General features: G+C 74.2%; 23 protein-coding genes and 2 pseudogenes. 7 read left to right on the forward strand and 18 right to left on the reverse strand.

Annotated elements, in window-relative coordinates; all coding sequences use genetic code 11:
• Positions 1–41 precede the first annotated feature (41 nt).
• Complete coding sequence (locus MTP03_RS18045) at positions 42–368, forward strand: hypothetical protein (RefSeq protein ID WP_248489390.1); 327 nt, start codon at positions 42–44, stop codon at positions 366–368.
• Here MTP03_RS18045 and eccCa read toward each other — a convergent pair.
• A complete protein-coding gene (eccCa, locus tag MTP03_RS18050; RefSeq protein ID WP_248489391.1) occupies positions 346–4,383 on the reverse strand; it encodes a type VII secretion protein EccCa in 4,038 nt (1,345 codons plus the stop codon). The genes MTP03_RS18045 and eccCa overlap by 23 nt on opposite strands.
• 187 nt (positions 4,384–4,570) lie before the next feature.
• Between eccCa and MTP03_RS24000 the strand changes: the two are divergent.
• The 3 genes and pseudogenes from MTP03_RS24000 to mycP form a co-directional block, all read left to right on the forward strand.
• Positions 4,571–4,732: pseudogene (locus MTP03_RS24000) on the forward strand (EsaB/YukD family protein); the annotation flags it as partial.
• A gap of 14 nt (positions 4,733–4,746) precedes the next feature.
• Positions 4,747–6,063 carry a type VII secretion integral membrane protein EccD gene (gene eccD, locus MTP03_RS18055; RefSeq protein WP_248489392.1) on the forward strand — a complete coding sequence of 439 codons (1,317 nt, stop codon included), beginning with the start codon at positions 4,747–4,749 and terminating at the stop codon, positions 6,061–6,063.
• A complete protein-coding gene (mycP, locus tag MTP03_RS18060) occupies positions 6,063–7,313 on the forward strand; it encodes a type VII secretion-associated serine protease mycosin (protein WP_248489393.1) in 1,251 nt (416 codons plus the stop codon). Before eccD ends, mycP begins: the two co-directional genes overlap by 1 nt.
• Before the next feature lie 28 nt (positions 7,314–7,341).
• Here the strand turns inward: mycP and eccB are convergent, their stop codons facing one another.
• Entirely contained in the window at positions 7,342–8,760 is a 1,419-nt protein-coding gene (eccB, locus tag MTP03_RS18065) for a type VII secretion protein EccB (protein ID WP_248489394.1), read from the reverse strand.
• 128 nt (positions 8,761–8,888) lie between these two features.
• Here eccB and MTP03_RS18070 point away from each other — a divergent pair, with 128 nt between their 5' ends.
• Complete coding sequence (locus MTP03_RS18070) at positions 8,889–10,340, forward strand: type VII secretion protein EccE (RefSeq protein ID WP_248489395.1); 1,452 nt, start codon at positions 8,889–8,891, stop codon at positions 10,338–10,340.
• Between the two features lie 64 nt (positions 10,341–10,404).
• On the opposite strand, the gene MTP03_RS18075 is transcribed toward MTP03_RS18070, so the two are convergent.
• From MTP03_RS18075 to MTP03_RS18140, 14 genes and pseudogenes are all read right to left on the reverse strand, one after another.
• On the reverse strand, positions 10,405–10,701 hold the full coding sequence (locus MTP03_RS18075; RefSeq protein ID WP_248489396.1) for a WXG100 family type VII secretion target: 297 nt from the start codon (positions 10,699–10,701) through the stop codon (positions 10,405–10,407).
• A gap of 57 nt (positions 10,702–10,758) precedes the next feature.
• On the reverse strand, positions 10,759–11,079 hold the full coding sequence (locus MTP03_RS18080) for a WXG100 family type VII secretion target (protein ID WP_248489397.1): 321 nt from the start codon (positions 11,077–11,079) through the stop codon (positions 10,759–10,761).
• Positions 11,080–11,149: 70 nt separating this feature from the next.
• Positions 11,150–11,854, reverse strand: a complete 705-nt coding sequence (locus MTP03_RS18085; RefSeq protein WP_371820800.1) for an ESX secretion-associated protein EspG — start codon at positions 11,852–11,854, stop codon at positions 11,150–11,152.
• Complete coding sequence (locus MTP03_RS18090; RefSeq protein ID WP_248489398.1) at positions 11,851–12,807, reverse strand: PPE domain-containing protein; 957 nt, start codon at positions 12,805–12,807, stop codon at positions 11,851–11,853. Before MTP03_RS18090 ends, MTP03_RS18085 begins: the two co-directional genes overlap by 4 nt.
• Positions 12,808–12,809: 2 nt before the next feature.
• The gene (locus MTP03_RS18095) at positions 12,810–13,121 is read right to left on the reverse strand and encodes a PE domain-containing protein (protein ID WP_248489399.1); all 312 of its coding nucleotides are present in this window, start codon (positions 13,119–13,121) and stop codon (positions 12,810–12,812) included.
• A 65-nt stretch (positions 13,122–13,186) separates the two neighbouring features.
• On the reverse strand, positions 13,187–14,566 hold the full coding sequence (locus MTP03_RS18100; RefSeq protein ID WP_248489400.1) for a hypothetical protein: 1,380 nt from the start codon (positions 14,564–14,566) through the stop codon (positions 13,187–13,189).
• Between the two features lie 4 nt (positions 14,567–14,570).
• The gene (locus MTP03_RS18105; protein WP_248489401.1) at positions 14,571–14,870 is read right to left on the reverse strand and encodes a hypothetical protein; all 300 of its coding nucleotides are present in this window, start codon (positions 14,868–14,870) and stop codon (positions 14,571–14,573) included.
• 98 nt (positions 14,871–14,968) lie between these two features.
• Complete coding sequence (locus MTP03_RS18110; RefSeq protein ID WP_248489402.1) at positions 14,969–15,271, reverse strand: YbaB/EbfC family nucleoid-associated protein; 303 nt, start codon at positions 15,269–15,271, stop codon at positions 14,969–14,971.
• A gap of 5 nt (positions 15,272–15,276) precedes the next feature.
• On the reverse strand, positions 15,277–15,570 hold the full coding sequence (locus MTP03_RS18115; RefSeq protein ID WP_248489403.1) for a hypothetical protein: 294 nt from the start codon (positions 15,568–15,570) through the stop codon (positions 15,277–15,279).
• A gap of 26 nt (positions 15,571–15,596) precedes the next feature.
• A complete protein-coding gene (locus tag MTP03_RS18120; RefSeq protein ID WP_248489404.1) occupies positions 15,597–16,802 on the reverse strand; it encodes a type VII secretion-associated protein in 1,206 nt (401 codons plus the stop codon).
• A 10-nt stretch (positions 16,803–16,812) separates the two neighbouring features.
• Positions 16,813–17,457: a DedA family protein gene (locus tag MTP03_RS18125; RefSeq protein ID WP_248489405.1), complete on the reverse strand. Its 645-nt coding sequence runs from the start codon at positions 17,455–17,457 to the stop codon at positions 16,813–16,815.
• Between the two features lie 68 nt (positions 17,458–17,525).
• Positions 17,526–18,352, reverse strand: a pseudogene (truA, locus tag MTP03_RS18130) (tRNA pseudouridine(38-40) synthase TruA).
• Between the two features lie 130 nt (positions 18,353–18,482).
• Entirely contained in the window at positions 18,483–18,773 is a 291-nt protein-coding gene (locus MTP03_RS18135; RefSeq protein ID WP_248489406.1) for a hypothetical protein, read from the reverse strand.
• Complete coding sequence (locus MTP03_RS18140; RefSeq protein ID WP_248489407.1) at positions 18,734–19,249, reverse strand: winged helix-turn-helix domain-containing protein; 516 nt, start codon at positions 19,247–19,249, stop codon at positions 18,734–18,736. The genes MTP03_RS18135 and MTP03_RS18140 overlap by 40 nt, the downstream gene beginning before the upstream one ends.
• 87 nt (positions 19,250–19,336) lie before the next feature.
• On the opposite strand from MTP03_RS18140, the gene MTP03_RS18145 reads away from it, so the two are divergent.
• Positions 19,337–20,524, forward strand: coding sequence for an FAD-dependent monooxygenase (locus tag MTP03_RS18145; RefSeq protein ID WP_248489408.1), 1,188 nt, complete (start codon positions 19,337–19,339; stop codon positions 20,522–20,524).
• Positions 20,525–20,543: 19 nt separating this feature from the next.
• A complete protein-coding gene (locus tag MTP03_RS18150) occupies positions 20,544–21,005 on the forward strand; it encodes an SRPBCC domain-containing protein (protein WP_248489409.1) in 462 nt (153 codons plus the stop codon).
• Positions 21,006–21,144: 139 nt separating this feature from the next.
• Here the strand turns inward: MTP03_RS18150 and rplQ are convergent, their stop codons facing one another.
• Both rplQ and MTP03_RS18160 read right to left on the reverse strand, forming a co-directional pair.
• Positions 21,145–21,852 carry a 50S ribosomal protein L17 gene (gene rplQ, locus MTP03_RS18155; RefSeq protein ID WP_248489410.1) on the reverse strand — a complete coding sequence of 236 codons (708 nt, stop codon included), beginning with the start codon at positions 21,850–21,852 and terminating at the stop codon, positions 21,145–21,147.
• Between the two features lie 30 nt (positions 21,853–21,882).
• Complete coding sequence (locus MTP03_RS18160) at positions 21,883–22,938, reverse strand: DNA-directed RNA polymerase subunit alpha (RefSeq protein ID WP_248489411.1); 1,056 nt, start codon at positions 22,936–22,938, stop codon at positions 21,883–21,885.
• Between the last annotated feature and the right edge of the window lie 63 nt (positions 22,939–23,001).

A 23,001-nucleotide genomic window follows, 5' to 3' on the forward strand; every position in this document is an offset into this window, starting at 1 on the left:
ACTCCTCCCGCCCACCGCCGGGTGGGAGCATGATGGGGGGCATGCGCCCAGAGTTGAGGTCCGTGCCCGGTGCCGCCCCGCGGGGAGTGGTGTTCGGCGATCCGCACGTCACGCCCGACGGCACCACGGTGATCACCGTCTCCCGGACCCGGCGCCGCCGCAGCGGCGGGGACCGCGTCTCAGCGATCGGCGTCTACACCGTCCGCGACGGGCAGGCGGTGTGGTCGCCGGCCGTCGACGCGGACCGCATCGCGCTCATCGGGGTGGCGACGGGCTTCGTGGCCGCGACGCTCGCTACCCTCGCCGTGCTCCGGCAGCCGCCGTGGCCGGCGATGACCGGGACGATCACGGCGATCCGGGACCGGTAGGTTCGTCCGGCTCCGCGGCGAGCGCCACCTGCACCAGCTCGACGCCACGAGCGCGGGACACCCAGGTCCCCCGTCCGGGCGGCATCGGCGACATCCGGACCGCGCCGAGGACGGTGCCCTCCTCGCGCGACCCGCTCATCACCAGTCCGTCGGCGGCCAGGTCGCGGATACGGGCGAGGAACGACTCGTACAAACCCCGGGCGAGCCCGCCGCTGCGCCGGGCGACGACCACCTTGAGACCGATGTCGCGGGCCTGCGGCAGCAGTTCCATCAGCGGCGCCAGCGGGTTGCCGGTGGCTCCGGCCACGAGGTCGTAGTCGTCCACCACGAGGTAGATGTCCGGGCCGCTCCACCAGGAACGCTCCTTGAGCTGCTGCGGCGTGACGTCCTGCCCCGGGCGCCGCGCGGTGAGCACCTCGACGAGCTGGGTCACCATGGGGGTCAACGCGTCCGAGGACGTCGCGTAGCCGGCCAGGTGACCGCCCTCGACGGCGCCGAGCAGCGTCCGGCGGTAGTCGACGAGCACGATCTTCGTCTGCTGTGGCGTCCCGGACGCGACCAGCGACGCCATCAGCGTGCGCAGCGTCTCGGTCTTACCGCACTCGGAGTCACCCAGGATCAGGAAGAACGGCTGCGACTCGAACTGCAGTGTTGCGGCGGCGAGTTCGGCCTCGCCGACGCCGAACACCGCGTGCGTGGATGGGGCGTCGCGGCGGGCCGGGATGCGGTCGAGTGCGACCCGGTCGGGCAGCATCCGCACCTGCGGCGCACCGTCGGGGTACCGCGCCGCGAGGTCGGCGACGACGGCCGCCTGCGCCGCGGGCAGGTCCGGCCCCGGCGCGCCGCACGGCAGCGCGACGAGCATGTGCAACTGCTCTACCGTGATGCCCCGCCCCGGCCGGCCCAGCGGGACGAGACCGGCCACGCGGCGGCCCATCTCGGAATCCATGGGATCGCCGAGACGGAGCTCGATCCGGGTGCCCAACTGATCCTTCACGGCCGGCCGGATCTCGCCCCAGCGGCCCGCGGCCACCGCGAGGTGCACACCGTACGACAGGCCCTGCGCCGCGATCGCGTTCACCTGCGGCTCCAGCGGCTCGAACTCGGTGCGCAGCACCTGCCACCCGTCGATCACCAGGAACACGTCTCCGAACGGGTCCGCGGCCGCCGCCGGATGCGCGCGGTACTGCTCCATCGAGGCCACGCCCAGTTCGCGGAACGCCGCCTCCCGGCGGCGGATCAGTCCCGCCACCTCGGCGACGGTGCGCCGCACCCGGTCGGGGTCCAGCCGTCCCGCGACGGACCCCACATGCGGCACGCCCGCGAGGCCGGCCAGCGAGCCGCCACCGAAGTCCAGCACGTAGAACTGCACCTGCCGGGGCGTGTGCGTGAGCGCTGCCGAGACGACGAAAGTCCGCAGCGCCGTCGACTTGCCGGACTGCGGGCCGCCGACCACCGCGACGTTGCCCTGCGCGCCGTTGAGATCCACCAGCAGCAGATCGCGCCGCTGGTCGTAGGGCCGGTCGACCACGCCGATCGCGACCCGCAGCGGCGTCGCGTCGGTGCGGCGCAGGTGGGATGCGAGCTCGCCCACGGCCGCCGACTCGTCCAGCGGCGGCAGCCACACCTCGTGCGCCTCAAGTCCGTGCCCGGCCAGGCGCACAACCATCGTCTGCAGCACCGACGGTGCCCCCAGCGCCCCACTGGTGCCGCTCCGTTCCGGCGACGGATCGCCCGGCTGCGCCGGGATCCGCTGCAGCCCCTCGGGCAACCCGGTCCGCCGACGCTCGATCGGCGCCGGCGTGTTGCGGTACTCGCGCACCGTCGCGCTGCCGACGCCGCCGCGCCGGGCCGACGGCGCCCGTACGTCCGGCGGAACGTACTCCCCCGAGACGTAGCTGGCGTGGAACCGGCGCGGCGGGTCGGCGTCGAACTTCAGGTATCCGGCGCCCGGCGTGGACGGGAGGTGGTACGCGTCGGGAACGCCGAGTACCGCGCGGGACTCGCTGGCGGAGAAGGTCTTCAGGCCGATGCGGTAGGACAGGTGCGAGTCGAGCCCCCGCAGCTTGCCCTCCTCGAGCCGCTGTGAAGCCAGCAGCAAATGGATGTGCAACGACCTTCCCAGCCGGCCGATCGCGACGAAGAGCTCGGCGAAATCCGGCTTCTGGGCGAGCAACTCGGAGAACTCGTCGACGATCACCACGAGCGCGGGCAGCGGATCCAGCGCCGCGCCCGCCCTGCGGGCCTTCTCGTACTCGCCGACGTTCGCGAAGTTGCCCGCCCGGCGGAGCAGTTCCTGGCGCCGGTTCATCTCGCCGGAGAGCGCGTCCCGCATGCGGTCGACCATCGCGATCTCCTCCTCGAGGTTCGTGATGACCGCGGCGACGTGGTTGAGCGACTCGAGGCCGAGGAAGGTGGCGCCGCCCTTGAAGTCGACGAGGACCAGGTTCAGCGCCTCAGGCGGGTGCGTCGCCACCATCGACAGCACCAGGGTGCGCAGGAATTCCGACTTGCCGGATCCGGTAGCGCCGATGCACAACCCGTGCGGCCCCATGCCGTTCTCCGCGGCCTCTTTCAGGTCCAGTTCCACGGGCTCGCCACGCGGCCCCACCCCGATCGGCACCCGCAGGCGCTCGCGGGCCGTCCGTTCCCGCCACGCGGTGTCGGGCGTGATCGCCGCGGCGTCGGCGAGGCCGATCAGCGCTGGCAGGCCGGGATCGGCGGGGCCGGAGTCACCGTCGAAGTCGAGGAGCTCCGCCATCGAGGCCGGGCGGAACCTGCCGATCCGCCGCGCGGTGACCTGCGCGGCGCCCGCGGTCACGGCGTCGGGGCGCGCGAAGTACTCGACGCCGGCGGCGCTCCGGGCGCCGAGCCTGCCCGCGTCGTCGATCACCAGCTGCAGGCCGCCGCGCGCGGCGAGCGACGCGGGTTCCGGCGCCAGGTCGAGCAGCGTGACGCCCTCGATGCCGACCGCCGCGTCCAGAAGCCCGCCCGGCGTCACGGCGATCCCCCGGTCGAGGACGATCACGTGGTGCGGGCGGCCGGGATCCACCGGCGTCGACCGGGCGAACGCGCCGCGGTCGGCGATCTCGGGCGCGATCGCGTCCTCGAGCTCGGCGGCCGACCCGTAGACGGTGCGGACCGGACCGAGCGCGTCGAAGTCGGTCGGATGCGCGACGTGCGGAAGCCATTTGAGCCAGCTCCACTCGGCGGCGTCGACGTCCGGGGTGGCGATCGCGATCCGGACGTGGTCCGGCCCGTGCAGCGCGGCCAGGCTCAGCAGGACAGCGCGGGCGGCGTCGAAGGTGGCGGCCCGCGGACCGTCGAGCCCGACGGCGGGGAAACCCCGCAGCGCGACCGCGACCGGCAGCCCGGGCACCGACGCGCCGTGCCGGACGAACGCGCGCAGGGCCACCGTCGAGACCGGCTCGAGGTCCTCCAGCGGGCCGGTCTCCGGCGGCACGAGGCGGGTCGCGAGGCGCTGTCCGCCGACGCCGACCCGCACGTGCAGGAAGTCCGGATCGGTGGGCCGCCGCTCCCACATCCGCCGGGTGCCCACGCATCCCGGCAGCGCGGCCGGGTCCGGGTGGATCCACTCGAGCGCGGTGCGCTGCTCGGTGCGGGTCTTCTCGACCTGACCGCGAACCTGCCCCAGATAGCGCAGGTAGTCCTTGCGGTCCTCGTTGAGCTCGGCGGCCGACGCGCCGCCGCCGCGGTTGTTCATGCCGTACATGCCGAACATCGACATCAGCATCATCATCGGGAACATCATCATGTACGGGCTGTTCATCATCGCGCTGCCCGAGGTGAACATGAGCGCGATCATCCCGACCACCGCCACCACCATCACGACCGGCAGCAGCTTGCCGAGCAGGCCGCCCGGCACCGCGCGCGGAATCTCCGGCGGCGCTTGCAGAGCCACCTCACCGCCGGGAGTACGCGGCGGCGCCAACCGCTGCTTGCGCGCGAATCCCTCAGTGACCGGCTCGAACACCACATCAGCCGTGTCGGCCACGACTCACCTCCCCCGAGATGCGGCGCGCCCCCACGCACCGTCGTGGCACGAGTGTGCACTCCGCGCGTTCCGCCCGTGGCGATTCGGCGAAGTTCGCGCCAGGTGGGAACCGATCGTCGGGCTGATGCGTCCAATTGATGTCGGGCCCGAGCACTCGCGGCCCGCGCACGGCATGCGAGGGGGCGCGATGACCGACGTTGCGGAGGAACTGAACACCGAGGTCGCGCGGCTGAGCCGGGTGTCTGTGCTGTGCGGCGGCGCGCAGGTGGATGTCTCGCTGCCGCTGCTCACGCCCACCGAGGTGCTGATCCCGGAACTGGTGCGGCTCTTCGGCGATCGGATCGCCGCCTCGGCGGAATCGGCGTGGTCGCGGCCCTGGCGGCTCGCCCCGTCGGCGGGGACCCGCTGCCCGGCCCGCAGACGCCGGCCGACGCCGGGATCGCCGACGGTGCGCTCCTGGTCCTGTTCGTGGCCGACGCGCCGCCGCCACCGCCCGTGTTCGACGACGTCTTCGACCGGACGGCGGCGGACCTGCGCGCCGGGCGGCGGTGGGACGAACGCGCCGCGCTCGTCGTGGGCCTCGTAGTGATGGGGCTCGCGACGACGGCGACGGCGGCAGTCTCGCTGCGGCTCGGCCTGGCACCGAGGAGTGCCGACGGATCGGTTCCGGGCGCGGATCCCGTTCTCGCGCAGCTGTGGTGCGGCGCTGCCGCGCTCGCTCTACTAGCGGGATCGCTGCTCACCGCTCGCCGCATGCGCGACGCCGGGCCGGTGTCCACCGCGCTCGGGCTCGCCGCGTCCGGGCTCCTCGCGGCCGCCGGCGCGCTGACGGTACCGCTCGGTCCGGATGGCCGGTACGGCCCGGCACACGCCCTGCTCGCCGTCGCCGCGGCCGCCGTCGGTTCCCTTGTGGTGCTGCGTTTCACGGGTCGCGGCGCCGTGGTGCACGCCGCGGTCCTCACCGCCTGCACGCTGGCCGGTGCGGCCGCCTTCGCGGCCCTGTGGCTGCCCGGCAGCCGCGCGGCCCTGGCAGCCACCGTCGCCATCGCGGCGTACGTGGCGCTCGTGTTCGCGGCGCGGATCGGCGCCCTGGCCGCGCGGCTGCCGCTGCCGCGGGTGCCGGCGGCCGGGGAACGGATAGACCCCATCGATGACGATCCGCCGCCCACCGTGGCGGGCGTCGGCGCGGTGGCGGGCGGCCTCGCCGAGGAGCAGGGCCCTGCGCCGCGCACGGGATTCGCCCAACTCGTCTGCACCGGTGTCACGATCGGGGCGGCGGCGGCCGGCGCGGTGGCGACGCTGGCGGTCGGCGCCGCGGCCCGGGAGATCCCGGGCCACCACCTCGCCTTCGCCGCCGTGCTGGCCGTCGCCTTCTGCCTGCGCGGTCGCACCCACGCCCAGCCGCTCCAAGCCGGGGCCACCGTCGTGGCCGGCGCGGTCATCGCGATCGGAACGGCGACGAGCCTCGCGTGGGGATACGGGGCGTGGCCCGCCCTCGGTCTGACCTCCCTCGCCGCCATCGCGGTGCTCGCGTTGGCGTGCGGGGTCGCCGCGCCCCGGATCACGTTCAGCCCGATCCAGCGCCGGGTCGCGGAGATCGGCGAGTACCTCACCATCGCCGCCGCCGGACCGCTGCTGGGGTGGGTCTGGGACGTGTACGCGACCGTCCGGAACCTGTGATGCGGCGCGGCACCCGCGCCGCCGCCGCGCTCGTGGTCGGCCTGCTCTCCGTCCCCGTCGTCCCCGCGGCGGCGGACCCGCCTCCCGACGGTGCGCCGCGCGGCCCCGTCGGCCCGCTGGCGCCCACCGTGCAGCGGACCCAGTGCAACACCCTGCGCACCCAGCCCGGCACCGACTACGCGCGGCCGGACCACGCCGCCCGCGCGCTGCGGCTGTCCCAGGCGTGGCGGTTCAGCCGAGGCGAGGACCAGAAGGTGGCGGTCATCGACACCGGCGTCACCCCGCATCCGCGCCTGGGCGAGGTGATCGCTGGCGGCGACTACGTGTCCACGGGCGACGGCCGCGACGACTGCGACGCGCACGGCACCGCCGTGGCGGGTATCATCGCCGCCCGGCCCGCGGCCGGCGACGCCTTCGCGGGCGTCGCGCCGGCCGCGTCGATCATCGCGATCCGGCAGGCCAGCCAGGCGTTCGAGCCGCAGCAGCGCGGGGTCAACAGCCACGGCAACGTCATCACGATGGCGTTCGCCGTGGTCCGCGCGGTGGACCTGGGGGCCACCGTCATCAACATCTCCGAGGTGGCGTGCGCCGCCTCCGCGTCCGCCCTCGGCGACGACGCGCTGGGGCGCGCCGTGCGCTACGCCGCCGAGCGGAACGTGGTGGTCGTGGCGGCCGCGGGCAACGTCACGTCGGGCACGCCGTGCGCCGCCCAGAACGAGAACCCCACGGCGCCCGCGACACTGGTCTCGCCGGCCCGGTTCGCCGAGCACGTCCTCGCTGTGGGCGCGACCGAACCGGCCGGCCGGGCCGCCTCCTTCTCGCTGGCCGGTCCGTGGGTCACGGTGGCCGCGCCGGGCACCGATGTCACGACGCTCGAGCCCCGCGGCGCGGGGCTCGCGAACGCCCAGGTCACCCGGGACGGCCTCGTCCCGCTCGCCGGGACGAGCTTCGCCGCGCCGTACGTGGCCGGGGTGGCGGCACTGGTCCGCGCACGCTTCCCACAGCTCAGTGCCGCGCAGGTGCGCGCGCGGATCCTGGCGACCGCGCGGAGATCCGCTGCGGTGGGCGGGGCCGGGGTCGTCGATCCGGTCGCCGCCGTGACGGCCGAGCTGCCCGACGGTGCCGCCGGGCCGGGCCGACTGGACGCCGCGATTCCGCCCGCGCCCGACCACCGCCCGCGGAACATCGCGCTCGGCGGGCTGGCGCTGCTCACCGTGACCGCTGTCGCGGCCTGCCTCGCGCGCCGCTGAGCCCCGGCGCCGCCCGGCGCGACGATCCTCAGGGCGACAGCATCATCGGCGTACCGTCGCGGGTCACCGCGGCAGCGGCACGGGTCAGGTCCGGCCCCGCGGGGATCGCCGAGAGGACCGACCACGGCACCGGCCTCGGACGGTGCAGCAGGCCCAGGATCCGGGCCGTCTCCTCGTTCGGAATCCCGTACCGCACACCCGAGTCCGAGATGTAGAACAGTCCGTCGCGGCGCTCCCCGCCCGGCTGCGCGGCGACGACGTACTCGCCGGTCCCCGGCGGGATGTACGCCGCGTCCAGGGCGTCTCCGGCACCGTCGGCGCCCGCGAGCGCGACCGGTGCGGCGGGCCCGGGCGTCCCCTCGAAGGTCCGCAATTCGACGGTGCCCCCGCCCTTCCCGTCGGCGGAGGCCGCCGCGCAGAGCACCGGCGCATCGCTGAGCGTGCGCAGCTGCGGGCGGTGATCCGCCAGTTCCGCGAGGGGCAGCCGCCGCACGACGGGTGCAGCGGCGACCGCCGCGGCGGGGGCGGTCGCGATCGGCGTCGCCGCCGGATCGCCCGCGCGGATCAGGTCCGCCGCCCATTCGCCCACCGGCTGCACGCCGTCCGCCAGAACCACGTAGAGGCGGTCGCGGTCGGCGTCCGACACCCGGACCACCTCGCCCACCGTCGATCCCGCGAGGGCCGCTGAACGCTGCCCGCGGCCCGGGACCTGGGGCACGGCGACGGGGTCGGTGAGTTCGAACACGTCGAGCAGCGGGGCGCTGATCGCGCGGGCACGCGCACCGTCGAGCCCGGAGATCCTGCGCACCACGGGGTCCGCCGGGTCGACCGGCGCCCGCAGTCCCTCGAAGAGCAGGAAGTAGTCGTCGTCGCGCCGCACCAGCACCGCGCCGCCGTCCGCCGCGCCCGCGGCGACCGATCCCACCATCGTCTCGAGCGCGTCCCGCGCCGTCGGCTCGTCCGCCGGTGCCGGCGTGGTCCGGTCGCACACGAGCCACGGCGTCGCCCCCTCGGTCCATGCCGCTGCCGGCCCCAGGATCTGGGCCGGCGCCCCGACGATGCCCACCTCGGGGCCGCGCCGGAATCCGCTCAGGCGCTTGTCCTTGACCGACGTGGGCGCCGCGGCCTCACCGACGACGAGCCGCGCCGAGGCCAGGCCGGACACGGGATGCAGCACGTCCTCGACCCGCACGTACAGCGCGCCGGATTCCTTGGCCAGCACGATCTTCGAATCGCCGACGGCGCCCTGCGGCCGGATCAGCGCGAGAATCCCGCAGCCGCCCGTGATCACCAGGGCCAGGATGAGGCCCACGACGAGCGAGCGCGATTGCGACGCCATCGGGTCCGAGATCATCCGCGGGTCCCGGCGCAGCAGCGCGTGGTCCATGCGCCGCAATACGAATCGGTACCCGCTCACCTGCGCGCGCGTGGTCAGCTGTTTCCGCATGCTCGCCCTCCCCAAGGTGCGTGCCGGCGACTTCCCCGAAGCCACCGTGGTGCCGCCGAGACTACGGTACTTTCGGCGCACGGCAGCACGTTTCGGGGGAGACGGCCGGAGCTCGAGGGGGAGCACGCATGGATCGGTCCACATCGTCGACGGGACTAGTCGCGCCCGGCCGCTGGCACCGCGCGGCGTGGCCCGCGACCGGCGCGGTGCTCCTCGCGGAGGCCGCCGCCGGCGCGGCCGCGCTGGGGATCGCCGGCGCGGGCGGGCCGCACTGGGCGGCGGGCGCCGCCGCGCTCGCGGTGGGCGGGGGTGCGCTGACCCGGATCCGTGGTGCGTCGGGCGCCGAGCGCGCCGCGGACCGTCTGGCCCTGCGGACCGCGGCGGCCACGAGGATCGAGGCCGCGCCCTATCCGGGCGGCGGCGAGATCGCCGTCCGCCGCGGCCCCGGTGGGCTGACCGCGATGGTCCGTCTCACGCCTTCGGCTCCGCAGTTGGTGGCGCTGCTGCGCCGCGAGGATCCGGCGGTTCCGCTCGAACTGCTCGCGGGACTCCTGCGCCACGCCGACACTCCCGTCGCCGCGCTCGAGGTGCTGCTGCGGGGCGGTCGAGTACCGGGTATCCCTGCGGCGCCGCGCATCCGATACCAGCAGCTGCTCGGACCGCTCGCGCGGTGGTCCGCGGCCGAGGTGCTCGTCGCGGTCACCGTCGATCCCGAGGCCTGTGCGGCCGCGTGCGCACGCCGCGGATCCGGACCGGCCGGGCAGGCCCGGGTCGCGGCCCTCGCCGCCCGGCGCACCGTCGACCTGCTACAGGCGGAGGATATCCCCGCCGCACCGGTGCGGCCCGCGGACGCCGCGCTCCTGGATACCGCGCCGCCGCCCGGCTCCGTCGCGGTCGACGCCGACGCTCTCGCGCGCGGCGAGCTGGACCAGGTCCTGGGGCCGGGCACGGGAACCGGGCGAGCCGGCCTCGTGCTGCGCGCCGATGGTGCGCACGGAATCCGGCTGGGGGCGTGGCGGTCCGGTCCCGCCGGTGCGCCGCGGTGCCGCGGCGAGCAGGACGTCACGGGCGACGCCGGAGCGCTGGCGGCGCTGCACGTTCCACGCTCGGGCTACGGACAGATCCTCGGCGCCGACGCGGCCGGCGGCCCGGTGGGGACACGGTTGCACGGGCCCGGCGTGCGGACGGTGTGGGCGGCGGTCGCGGACGATCCGGCGCGGCAACTCGTGGAGCGGGCGGTGGCGACCGGCGCCCGCGTCCTGCTGATCACGGGCCGTCCCGCGACGTGGGAACCGCTGGCGTCATGGGTGGGATCCCCGCAGTGCCTGTGGATCTCGGGGTGGCGCTACCCGGACGCACTGGCCGGGCTAGGGCCGGGCGACTATACGGTGATCGTGCTCGACGGGACCTCGTCCGGCCTCTCACCGGGCGCGGTCGAGCCGTCCGGCACCGTCTGGCGGATCGAGGCGCCGGGCACCTCCCCCGTGTCGGAGGCCGACGTCGTGCTGAGCCAGCCGCTGCCCGGGATGCTCACCGTTCGCACCGACGGCGCCGCCGCCACCCTGCGCCTGGTCGCCTGAGCGCACGCGAGAAGGGTCCGGCGGCCGTGGCCGCCGGACCCTCGCCGGATGGATTCCGCTGCGATCAGGCCTGCCAGCCGGCGGCCGCCTGCTGATTGGTCTGCTGCATCGAGGCGACCGCGTTCTCCGCGGCCACCTTGACCCGGTTGAGCAGCGAGTTGATGTCCTCGAAGCTCGAGTTCCACCGCGTCTGCACCGCCTGGTAGGCCGTCGCGGACTCCTCGTCCTCCCAGGCGTTCTCGAACTTGCGCTGCTCGGCGCGGATCGAATCCGCCTGCTGGATCAGCACGGTGTACCGCCTGGCGATGTCGTCGAGCGCCGTGCGGATGGTGGTGTAGTCGTACCGGATGTAGTCACTCATGGTGTTCTCCCCTTGACTGTCGGTCGTGACTGTCGGTTCTGGCCGTCGGTCGATCGGTCAGATGTCGAGCGGGCCGCCGCCACCGCCGCCGACGGTGTTGAGGTCGGCCACGTTCTGCTCCTCCTGCGAGCCGTAGCTCGTGGTGTTCTGCGAGAGCATCGTGCTGATGTCGGTCAGCGACGTGTTGATCTTCGCGGCGCTCTCATCCCACCGCGCCATCACGCCGAGGAACGCCACCTGCGCCGCCCCCGCCCAGACGCCCTGCGTGGCTTCGACGTCGCCCCGTAGCTGCGCGAGCGTGGCGTTCATCTGCACGCCGAGGTCGTCCAGCGTCGTGGCGCCGGTCTTCATCGCCGCGAGTTCGGCCTTCGTTCCCATGTCGTACTCCTCCCCGCCGGACCTGCCGGCACGTCACGACCCGCGCCCCGGTGGCGCGGCCCGTCCCCGGTCACGGCATCCAGCCGCCCCGGAAGCTCTTCGCAGGCGCGCCGCAGCGCCTGCCGATCCGATGCGCGGTACCTTCGGCGACGCAGATCCATCCACCGCCCGGATCGGTCGTGGTGTGTGCGACGACGCGTCCGTGTGGGGAATCGATCACCGCCACCACGGATTCGATCCGTGCGTCAGCGCCGTGCACCGTGAACTCCACGCTGCGGTGCGAGCGTGCGAACACCCGCGCGATGAGCCGCGCCGCGTCACCGTCGACCCCGGCGGCGCGCAGCCCGGCCGCGATCGCACCCGCATCGCCGGCGGCAAGAGCCGCCCGGCCCGTCGCCGCCGGGAACGACGCCGCCACCTCCGGATCCGCCGGCCGGGCCGCGCCGAGGATCGGTGCGACCAACGCGGCGAGGCGGTCCGCGGAACCGTCGCAGTGCGGCAGGTCGACGGTGGCCGTCCCCGCGGTGCGCACGATCCGCGCCGTCAGGTGCCCGCGACGCGCGAGGCACAGCCGCGAACCGAGCGCGTCGGTCGACCGGCCCTCGATCCGCACCTGCGGCGCGCCGAGGACCCGCAGGGCCGTCGTCTCGTCGTCATCCAGCTCGGCCGACGGCTCGGGTTCGACGGTGCGCCGCGGGTCCGGCGGTGTCCACAGCACCGCCGGCACCTCCGTGCCGAACCGGGCCCGCAGGGCCGCGACCGCGTGCATGGTCACAGCTCCTCCACCACCGCGTCGCCGAGGTCGCCGAGGACCGCGGGGGCGGCATGCACGACGAAGGCCTCCGCCCCCACGTCGTCGCCCGCGGACACGGACGGCGTGGCCCCGGGCGTGTGGGTCGCGGTGCCCCGCACCGCGCCCGCGCCGGCCGCGCCGAGCATGCCCGCCGGCATCATCGGGAAGCCGCGGCCACCGGCGCCCGAGGCGCCCGCGGTCGAGGCGAGCCGGGTGGCCCCGCCGCCCTGTTCGCGCTGCACCGCGCTCACCGGAAACGCCGACAGCGGCACCCCGGGTGCGCCGGCACCGCCGCCGGCGCCGCGCCCACCGCCCGCGCCCGCCGCGCCCTTCGGCTTGGCCTGTGCGCCGCGGCCGGCCTCGAGCTTCGGTGGCGGCGCGAACTCCCAAGGCGCCCGCAGCGGCTCCGCCGCGCGTTCGAAGCCCGTCATCACCGCGGCCGCGGTGCCGTGCGCCTGCTGCTCGGCCCGTTCGGAATCGGCTGCGGCGCCGGCGAGGGCGGCGAGCGCCGGATCCGGGCCGCCCGCGGCGGCCGCGGCCTGCGCGGTCTCCCGGTCGGTGCGCAGGCGCGCGGCGTCCGCCACGGACGGCATCGCACGCGCCGCCGTCTCGTACGCCGCGGCCTGCCCCGACAGCTTCGCCGCGTACTCCGCCAGGTCCGCCGCGTGCCGAGCCAGCCAGCGGGCGTACTCGGGCAGCGGCCCCGTCCGCCGCGCGGCGTCGTCCGCGCGTCCCGTGTCCACCGCACCGTCGAGCCGCGCCACGAGGCGGTCCAGCTGGACCGCCGCGGCACCGTACGCGGACGCCAGCCGGGCGGTCTCCTGGGCGGCCGCGGTGAGCGGGCGCGCACCGGCACCGCCGAGCAGGTCGCCCGCGAGGCGTTCCGTGGTGCGCGCGTACCAGTCGACGCCGGTGAACCCGGGATCGCGGGGCACGCTCAGACCGCCAGCAGGACGGTGTGCGCCAGCTCGGAATCGCTGCGCTGCACGGCCTTCACGTGCGCCGACACGGCCGCACCGAGGCGGCTCAGGTCGGCGACGGCGACCTCACCGGACCGGCGCTGCGCCTCGCCCATCGCCCGCGTGGTCCGCTCGACCGCGAGCGAGACCTCGTCGCGCCCCGTGGCCGCCGGTGCCGCGTGCGTTTCGAACCGCCGCTGGGCGCCGCGCAGGTCCTCCACGAGCCGCTCCACCCCGCGCGCGATCTCCCGCGCCTGCTGCGGATCCATGCTGAGCCTGGTGTTCGTCATTCGTACTCCCCCCGAAGTAGGTCCCTACTCATTAGACGCACCGGAAGCCGGTGCGGTTCCGTCTGTTACAGGCGCAGTTCCACATCTGGCCCACGCTCGTCGGCGGCCGGCGTCGCATCGCCGACGACCTGTGGCCCCACCAGCGGTAGGTCGCCGAGCACCTGCTCGCCGTTGTCACTGGTGACGAGGTAGTCGGGCACCGCGTGATCGGCGGCCGCGGTGGCGCGGGCGCCGGCGGCTCCCGCCGCACCCATCGGCATCATGCCGCCCATCCCGCTCCGCGCGAGCACCTCCGAGGCCGGGATCGTGCGTGCCCCGCCCTCGACCACCGGCGTCCGCGCGGCGGGCGTCCCCGGATTCGGCTGGGACAGTGCGGCGGCACCGAGCCCCGCCCCGGTGACGGCGATGCCGCCCGAGCCGCCTCCGATCGCGCCGCCCGCGCCGGAACCGCCACCGGCTCCGGCGCCGACGTACGCCGCGGCCGGGTCCGCACCCCCGTCCGCGAGGTCCGGTGCGGCACCGTCGGGCTCCTCGCCCGAGGCCTGCTCCGCGAGTCCGCTCAGCGCCTCCCCGGCCGAGCTCGCCACTCCCGCCGCCGCTTTCACCGCGCCGGTCACCGATTGGGTCGCGAGCCCACCGATCGCTGTCACGGCGCCCGTGGCCGCCGAGACGACGGCCGGGACGACGGACGCCGCGGCCTGCGCGGCAGTGGTCGCGGCCGTCATCGGCGGCGAGGCGACCGGGACCTTCCGTCCGGCCGCCCCGACCTGCGCGCTCAGCGCCGAGAGTTCGCTCTTGGTCCGGGCGACCACCTCCGTGGCGTGGGCGAGGTGCTCCTCGGCGGCGGCGACCGCCGCTGCCTGACCGGGCGGCAGCCACAGCGACGGACCGAGCGCCGCGATCACCGACATGAACGAGTCGATGATCGCCTGCAGTTCGGCCTCGCCGGTACCCACGACCGTGGCCGCCTCACCGACCGCGGTCGAGAGCTCCGCCCCCTGTTCGGCGGCGAGCCCGGTCCCGGTGGCGGCCTGCAGACCCTTGCCGGTCGCCGCGGTCGCGGCCGGCCCCTGCCACACCGACGCGAGCTGGCCGATCGCCTGCATCCCGGTGGAGACGCCCTGTTCGAGGGCCTTCGAAGCGCTGGACAGCGCGGCCGACGGATCGAGGCCGCCGAAGCTGCCGGACCCGAAGGTGGACAGCAGGTCCGTCATCGGCTTGACCAGGCCCGCCACGTCGAAGCCCGGGACTTGCGGCGCCTCCGGGACGCCCTTCGGCGCCGCCGGCAACTCCTGCTGCGGCGGCGTCGACGGGGCGGTGGGCACCGGCGGCAGGCCGAGCGCGGCGAGGACCTCGTTCACCGGGCGGTCGAGCAGCGCTCGGATTGCGGGGTCGAGGCCCGAGGCGTCCGCGGCGGAGGCGTCGGGAGCCACTGGATCGGCCATGGCGCTACACCGCCGCGGTCAGTAGCCCCGCCGCGTTGGCGGCCTCGGTGGCGCCGTACGACGCGACCGTGGCCGCGGACGACGCCGCGATCCCGCCGTACAGCACCGCCAGTTCGGCGACGGACTCCACGTGCACGGCCTGCGCCGCGGTGAACGCGGCCAGGAAATCCTGGCCGATGAGGCCGAGCGCGGGGTTGAGCGCCGCGACGTTGGCCGCCGCGTCGACACTTCCCACCGTGGCCACCGAGACGCCGATGCCGGCTGACGTGGCGCCGAACGCCGCGATGGCCGAGTTGACCGCCATGAACATACTTCTCCCCCATCTGTGACGAGCGGGCCGGGTGCGAGGGCCCTCATGAATTGGACGCACCAGCGCGGCGTTCGGATCCCGATCGCCGCCGATCACCCCGCCGCGTAGTCGGCGTGGAAGCGCTCCATCACGGCTCCACGGCGGGCTTGAACCTCGCGCGCAGCGACCGCGCAGACGGCGACGATGCGCCGACCCAGCACGGCACCGTCGGTCCGCAGAGCCGCGGGGGTCAGCGTGAGGCCGACCAGTGCGCACACCCCGTCGAGCTCCACCCGGATCGCGCCGTCCGGGCTGGACACCGCGACCCGGACGCCGTCGAGCTCGATCCTGGTGCGGCGCAGCACCCGCAGCTGATCGTGGGCGCGGGCCTCGATGCGGTCCATCTCCTCGCTCATGCGTCTCACACCCTGCGCAGCCACGTGTCGACGGCATCGTCGTGCGGGACGTGCGGCGGCGCCGGATCGGGCAGACGCAGGGCGCGCAGCACGTCCTCGGTGACGCCCGCGCGTTCCAGCTCTGCGCGGCGCTGCAGGCCCGCGGCGGTCGCGGCGGCACGGCAGAGACGGACGACGGCGTCGGCGAGGTCCTGCGGCTCGCGGCGCAACTCCGTGCGCTCGATGGCGATGTGCAGCGGCGTGCCCTGCTCGTTGGCGCGGACTCGCAGCCCGCCGTTAGTGGACGTGGCGATGGTCATCGAAATCTCCCCCTCATGTGTGGATCTCATTGCTCCCGAACCGTGCTCACCGCGCGCTCGCAGGCGGTGGCCAGCGGCGCCGCGGTACGCCCCGCCTCGCAGCCCACGCTGAGCTGCGCGGCGCCGGCGACCACGACGTACCAATCCACGACCCGCTCCGCGTCGAGCTGCTCGCGGTACCCGATCACCTCGCGGCCGCCGACCTGCGACCGGTTGAGCCCGCTGACGCGGCCGTCTCCCCGCTCGGCCAGCGCGGCCTCCAGTTCCGCGGCCACCGCCACCACGTCGGACGGTGCGCGCAGTGCGGTGCGGACAACCGTGACGCGGCGGCCGTCGTCCGCCTGCGCGAGGCGGCGGCCCGGCGCGGGTTCGGTGACGGCCCAGCCGCGCGGCAGATCGACGACGGCACCGTCGAACTCGACGCTCACGTAGGTCTCCGCGGCCTGTACGGGACGCTCCGGCGCCGGCGGCGACGTGCCCGGCAGGCACGAGACGACGCCGGAGGCGACGCCGGCAACGGTCGTCGCGGCCGCGCCGGCGAGCAGCCACCGCGGGCGGCGGGACCGTGCGGTCGTGCCGCCCTCCCGCAGGGCTTCGGGTTCGGCTTCCGTTTCCCGCTCGGGGTCCGGGTCCGCAAGCGCGTCGAGCACGTCGCCGGGTTCCGTTCGTACCACCCGCCACAGCTTCTCGGCGGCCAGCGCGGCGCGCACCGCCTCGTAGACGTCGGGCGGACCGTCGACCAGGGCCTGATCCACCCGGTCGTCGAGGATCTCCCGGCCCGCCAGCACCGGATCCGGGTGCGCCGCAGCGGCGACCGGGCGCCAGGCACCGTTGGCGAAGTCGAGCACGTGGGCCTGCGCGACGGCGTCCCGGCACTCGACGACGAGCGCACGGCGGCAGTACAACAGGCCCGCCGCGCGGACCAGGGCCTCGGCCCGCGGCAGCACCTCGGCGGCGACGCCGTGCGACGCCGCCCCGGCGGCGATGAGGCTGCGCCGTGGGGCGCCGAAGACGCTGGGCGCGAGCACCGTCCACCGCTTCGACGGGGCGCAGCCGGACGCGGAGTCGGCCAGCCACTGCGCCCAGCGGCGGGTGGCCTCGGCGGGCGCGACGAACTCGCCCGCGTCCGGCGGCGCCGGCAGCGTGCACACGGCACCGTCCGGCCCGCGGACGGTCCACTGATCCCCCGCGCAATCGATGATGATGCGCTCCGGGTCCCCCAACCCGATCATGCCGGGGAGATTAACGCGTGGCCGCCCCCGCCGTGGTGGCTTCGACGTTTTCGCGACGGCGGGCCCGGCGGCGGGTGATCACCGTGATCGCGATCGGGATGACGATCGTGAGCGCGGAGCCGATGAACAGGACCTCGAGATGGTCACGCAGCAGCGGGATCCCGCCGAGGAAGTAGCCCAGCAGCACGATGCCATCGCACCACAGGATCGAGCCCAGCACGGAGAACAGCGTGAACGTGCGGTGATCCATCTTCGAGAAGCCCGCCAGCACCGGAACCAGCGTGCGGACGATGCCGATGAACCGGGCGAACAGCACCGTGAACGGGCCGTACTTGTCGAAAAAGGCGTACGTCTTGTCGACGGGCCCCTGGCCGATCCAGCGCATCACCCGCCCGCGCATCACCTTCGGCCCGCCGTAGCGGCCGAGGGCGTAGCCGCACTGATCGCCGATGATCGCCGCGATCGGCAGGAACAGCAGCAGCTGCCACAGCTGGGCGAACGGCGTGGGTTGCGCCGCGAAGATGCCCGCGGTGAACAGGATCGAGTCGCCGGGGAAGATGAAGCCCACCAGCAGGCCGGTCTCGATGAAGATCAGCAGCACCAGGCCGATCAGGCCGGCGGAGCCGAGGAAACCGGTGACGTCGAAGGGGTTCACATCAGCCGAGTATCCACGCGGCGGGCATCGCGATCATGAACGCCGGGCGAACGGCGCCCCAAGCTCCGTCAGTCGCCGCAACAGCCGCCGGAGGGGCCGTCGACCTCGCGCTTCTCGCGGGTGATCAGGTTGCGCTCGGCGAGCTCGTCGTCGGCGGGGTAGTCCACGCGCACCAGGGTCAGGCCGCACGCTGCGGCCACGTTGATGGCGCTGGAGCGCTCGCGCTCGGCGAGGAGGCCGGCGACCCAGTCGGCGGACCGTCGGCCCTCCCCGACCGCGGCGACCGCCCCGACGAGGAGCGCACCATCGACCAGCAGAAGGCGTCGGCGGAGACCTCGGCGGTGAACACCCCGTCGGCGTCGCGGCGCCAGGCGAAGCGTTGCAGCTCGCGGACCGTGGTGGCGCCGTCGCGGCGGCGGCAGAACGCCGCGAAGTCGTGCAGGCCCAGCAGGCGATCACTCGCCTCCTGCATGCGCTCCAGGTCGACGGGCCGCCGCCACGGCGCGGTGTCGCGGGCGCGCAACGGGTTCGCGCCGAACGGGGCGTCAGTGAGGCGGTACTCGTAGTGACGGCGCAGCGCGGAGAAGCGGGCGTCGAACTCCGGCGGGGCGATGCGGATCGCGGTCACCCGGACGTCCTGCGGGAGCATGCGCGCGAGCCGGCGCACCAGGCCGTCGGGCAGCACGACGGGGTCCGGCAGGTCGACGTGCGCGACCTGGCCCGTCGCGTGCACCCCCGCGTCGGTGCGGCCGGCGACCGTGAGCTGCACCTCGGTGCGCAGGATCGTGCCGATCGCCTCCTCCAGCACGCCGCACACCGTGCGGCGCTCGGGCTGGCGGGCCCAGCCGCTGAAGTCGGTGCCGTCGTAGGCGATGTCGAGGCGGTAGCGAGTCATGTCGCCGTCAGACTCTACCGGTGCGAGGCCCGCGCGAGGCCCACCGCCAGGCCGTCCAGGTAGCGCGTGAGGGCGGTGTCGAGCAGCACGTCGGCGTCGTACGGGTAGCTCGTGTGCAGCATCTGCGCCATCACCGGGAACCGGTCGGGGGCGCCGCGGCGCGCAGCTCGTCGAGCCGGGTGTCGATCCACTCGTCCTCGGTGATGCCGGTGGCGGCGCGGTCGGCCAGCTCGGGCTCGATCGTGGCGCCCAGACCGCGCACCAGGTTGAGCAGGCACAGGTACTCGGTGAAGGCCTCACGCGGCTCGAGCCCGGCGGCGCGGAGCGCGGCGAGCAGGTGCTCCGACATCGGCATCGCGCCGGGCAGCACCGCCGGGCGGGTCATGGACATCGCCGCGGCCAGCCACGGGTGCGCGAGCATCGCGGCCCACAGCGCGCGCAGCACACCCTCGACGTCGGCGCGCCAATCCCCGTGCGCGCAGGCAGTTCCATTCCGTCCAGCACGCGGTCGAGCATCGCCGTCTGCAACTCGTCGCTGCTGGGGACGTAACGGTAGACCGCCATCGTGGGGATCTCCAACGCGGCCGCCAGCCGGCGCATCGACACCGCCTGCAGCGACTCCGCATCGGCGATGGCGACGGCCGCGGCGATCACGTCGGCGGCGGTCAGCTCCGGGGCGCGGGGGCGGTCGGGGCTCAGCACCACACTGCCGCGCCCGGGCGCCGAATCGATCAGGCCCTCGGCCTGCAGCAGCGCCAGCACCTTCGACGCCGTGGCCATGGCCACGCCGTGATCGCGCATGATCGCCCGGGTCGACGGTGCGCGGTCCCCCGGCCGCAGCCGCCCCGACGCGATCCGCTCACGGAGCACCGCCGCGACCTCCTCGGCGCGAGTCACGGGGCCACCGGTGCACTAGTGCACTTTATGCGAGTAACCACGTCAACACTGTAGCGCGATGCACTCAGTACGGCGTACGGTCGCCCTATGACTCAGCTCAACATCCTCATCAGCGGCGCGTCGATCGCCGGGCCCGCCGCCGCCGTCCTCCTCGCGCGAGCCGGCCACCGCGTCACGATCGTCGAACGCGCACCGTCGCTGCGGGAAGGCGGGCAGACCGTGGACCTGCGCGGCGCCGGCCGCACCGTGATCGACCGCCTGGGCCTGGGCCCGGCCAGCACCGAGCGGTTGCTCGACCAGCGCGGCATCGTCAAGGTCGACGGCCACGGGCGGCGCGGCGCGAACATGCCCGTCGAGGCGTTCGGCGGCAACGGCGTGGTCTCCACCCACGAGATCCTGCGCGGCGACCTCGCCGAAGTGCTCGTGGGTGCGGTGCCCGACGACGTCGAGTACCTGTGGGACGACACCGTCACCGCGATCGACCAGGACGGCACCGTCGCGCGGGTGACCTTCGAGACGGCCCCGCCCCGGGAATTCGACCTCGTGATCGGCGCCGACGGCCTGGGCTCGGCTGCGCGCCGCGCGGCCTTCGGGCCGGACGCCGGCGCGCTCGAGCCCATCGGGCTGCGCTACGCGTGGTTCACCGCGACGATCGATGAGGACACCCGCGGCTGGTACCTGATGCACACCGCGGGGCGCGGCCGCGTGGTCTCGGTGCGGCCGTCGCGGACCGACGGCACCGTCAAGGCCGGGCTCGCGATCCGGGGCAGCGACACCCACCGCCTGGGCAGGGAGGAGCAGTTCGCGCTGTTCGAGCGCGAGTTCGCCGACATCGGCTGGGTCACTCCGCAGCTGTTGACCGCCATGCGCACCGCGGGCGACTGGGCGTACCAGGACCTCGCCCAGGTGAAACTGGACTCGTGGACCCGCGGTCGCGTCGCGCTCATCGGCGACGCCGGCTACTGCCCCACCCCGCTCACCGGGCTCGGCACCACGCTCGCGCTGGTGGGCGCGTACGTGCTGGCCGGCGAGCTGAGCAGGGCCGACGGTGACGTCCCCCGCGCGCTCGCGCGGTACGACGCGGTGATGCGGCCGTTCATCGGCCCCGCCCAGGAGCTGCCTCCCGGCAGCCCCGCCGGGTTCGCGCCGATGGGGCGCCTCGGCGTCGCGCTCGGCGACCTCACGTATCGGACCGCGACGAAATGGCCGATGCGGCTGGTGTGGGCGGCGCAGTTCGAGAAGGCCGACGGGATCGACCTGCCCGCGTACGCCTGAGCGGCGTACCGTCTGGCCCATGACCGAGACCGCGCAGACCGTCACCGTGTTCGCCGATGTCCCGCCGGCCGTGCTGTTCGCGGCCCTGGCCCGGCCCGCCGTGCACGCGGCGGCCGACGGGTCGGGCATGCTGCGCGGCGTGTCCGCCGGCAGCCCCAAGGTGATCACCGGCGTCGGGGACGTGTTCGGCATGGAGATGACCGCCGAGGACGGGCGGGAGTACTCGGTGGACAACCACGTCACGGCCTTCGAACCGGGCCGGCGGATCGCCTGGCTGCCCGCCGGGCGCGACAAACCGCCGGTCGGCGTCGAGTGGTCCTGGGCGTTCACCCCTGAGCGCGAGGGGACGCTGATCGCCGTCACCTGCGACTGGTCGCGGGTAACGGACGAGGCCTACCTCGCACGGTTCACCCTGCCGCGGGTGTCGGCGGAGAAGGTGCGGCGCACCGTCGACGCGGTGATCGCGACGACGCAGAACTGACCCGCGAGTAGGTAGCACCGGATGCATCGGAATCCCAGGAAGCGAACTGGGCTAACGCTGTTAAGTTCCGAGAGACGGCGCGGGATGCACGGAACCCGCCGTACCTGACGGTGCGGCGGGTTCCGGTGAAGCGGGGTGACTACTCCGAGTCGGAGGAGTCCTCCTGCTGCGACTTGGGCAGCGAGTAGCCCGCGGCCTCGGCCGAAGCCTCGTCCGCGAACCAGATCTCGGCGACAGTCGAATCGAAGAAGCGAGTACCGGGACGGTGGTACAGCTTCGAGTCGGCGTTGCCCTTGATCGGGAAGCCCTCGGGGGCCTCGTTCACGTCCTCGAGCGGCGCGTGCGCGCCGGCGGGGAGGTCCGAGCCCTCGGTCGAATCCTCGGCCGGAGCCTCGGTCTCGACGATCTCCGCAGCCTCGACGGCGGCGGACTTGGCAGCGGCCTGCGAGGCGGCGACGCGGGTGGCGCGCGAGGCCTCGGTGGCGGCGAGCTGCTCGGTCACGATCTCGATGACCGCCATGGGGGCGTTGTCGCCCTTACGGTTCTCGGTCTTGATGATCCGGGTGTAGCCGCCCTGACGGTCGGCGACGGCCGGAGCGATCTCCGCGAACAGCACGTGCACGACGTCCTTGTTGCGGATCTCCTTCATGACCTCGCGGCGGTTGGCCAGCTTGCCGTGCTTGGCATGGCTGATCAGCTTCTCCGCGTAGGGACGCAGGCGCTTGGCGCGGGACTCGGTGGTCTCGATACGGCCGTGCTCGAAGAGCGCGGTCGCGAGGTTCGCCAGAATGTGCTTCTGGTGCGAGGCCGAGCCGCCCATCCGGGCGCCCTTAGTGGGCCTAGGCATTGTTTCTCCTGTGGGTGTGTAGAGCTCTGGTCAGAGCTGCTCGGTCTCGGCGTAGTCCTGATCGTCGCCGTCGGACGAGAACGACGGCTCGTCGCTCCAGGTACCGGTGGCGGGATCGTAGCCGTCGACCTGCGACGGATCGAACGACGCGGGGCTGTCCTTGAGGGCCAGACCCAGCGCGTGCAGCTTGACCTTGACCTCGTCGATCGACTTCTGACCGAAGTTGCGGATGTCGAGAAGGTCGGACTCGGTGCGGGCCACGAGCTCGCCCACGGTGTGCACACCCTCGCGCTTGAGGCAGTTGTACGAGCGCACCGTCAGGTCGAGGTCCTCGATCGGCAGCGAGAACGCCGCGATGTGGTCGGCCTCGGCCGGCGACGGGCCGATCTCGATGCCCTCGGCCTCGACGTTGAGCTCACGCGCCAGGCCGAAGAGCTCGACCAGGGTCTTGCCGGCCGAAGCCAGCGCGTCCCGCGCGGTCATGGAGTTCTTCGTCTCGACGTCCAGGATCAGACGGTCGAAGTCGGTGCGCTGCTCGACACGGGTGGCCTCCACCTTGTAGGTCACCTTCAGGACGGGCGAGTAGATCGAGTCGACCGGGATGCGGCCGATCTCGGCGCCCGACGCCTTGTTCTGCACGGCCGGCACGTAGCCGCGACCCCGCTCGACGACGAGCTCGATCTCGAGCTTGCCCTTGTCGTTCAGGGTCGCGATGTGCAGATCGGGGTTGTGGACGGTGACCGACGCCGGCGGGACGATGTCGCCCGCGGTGACGGCGCCCGGGCCCTGCTTGCGCACGTACATGGTGACCGGCTCGTCGTCCTCCGACGAGACGACCAGGCCCTTGAGGTTCAGGATGATGTCGGTGACATCCTCCTTCACGCCGGGGACCGTGGTGAACTCGTGCAGCACGCCGTCGATGCGGATGCTGGTCACGGCCGCGCCCGGGATGGACGACAGCAGCGTGCGGCGGAGCGAGTTGCCCAGCGTGTAGCCGAAGCCCGGCTCCAGCGGCTCGATGACGAACTTCGACCGAGCCTCGGAGATGACCTCTTCGCTGAGGGTGGGTCGCTGCGAGATGAGCATTGAGTGTCCTTCTCTCTGGGCGTCCGCTATTTGACGCCCGTAGAAGGTCGCCGGCGGTGTGCC

It is taken from the genome of Tsukamurella sp. PLM1 (genome assembly GCF_023168325.1).
Taxonomy (GTDB): domain Bacteria; phylum Actinomycetota; class Actinomycetes; order Mycobacteriales; family Mycobacteriaceae; genus Tsukamurella.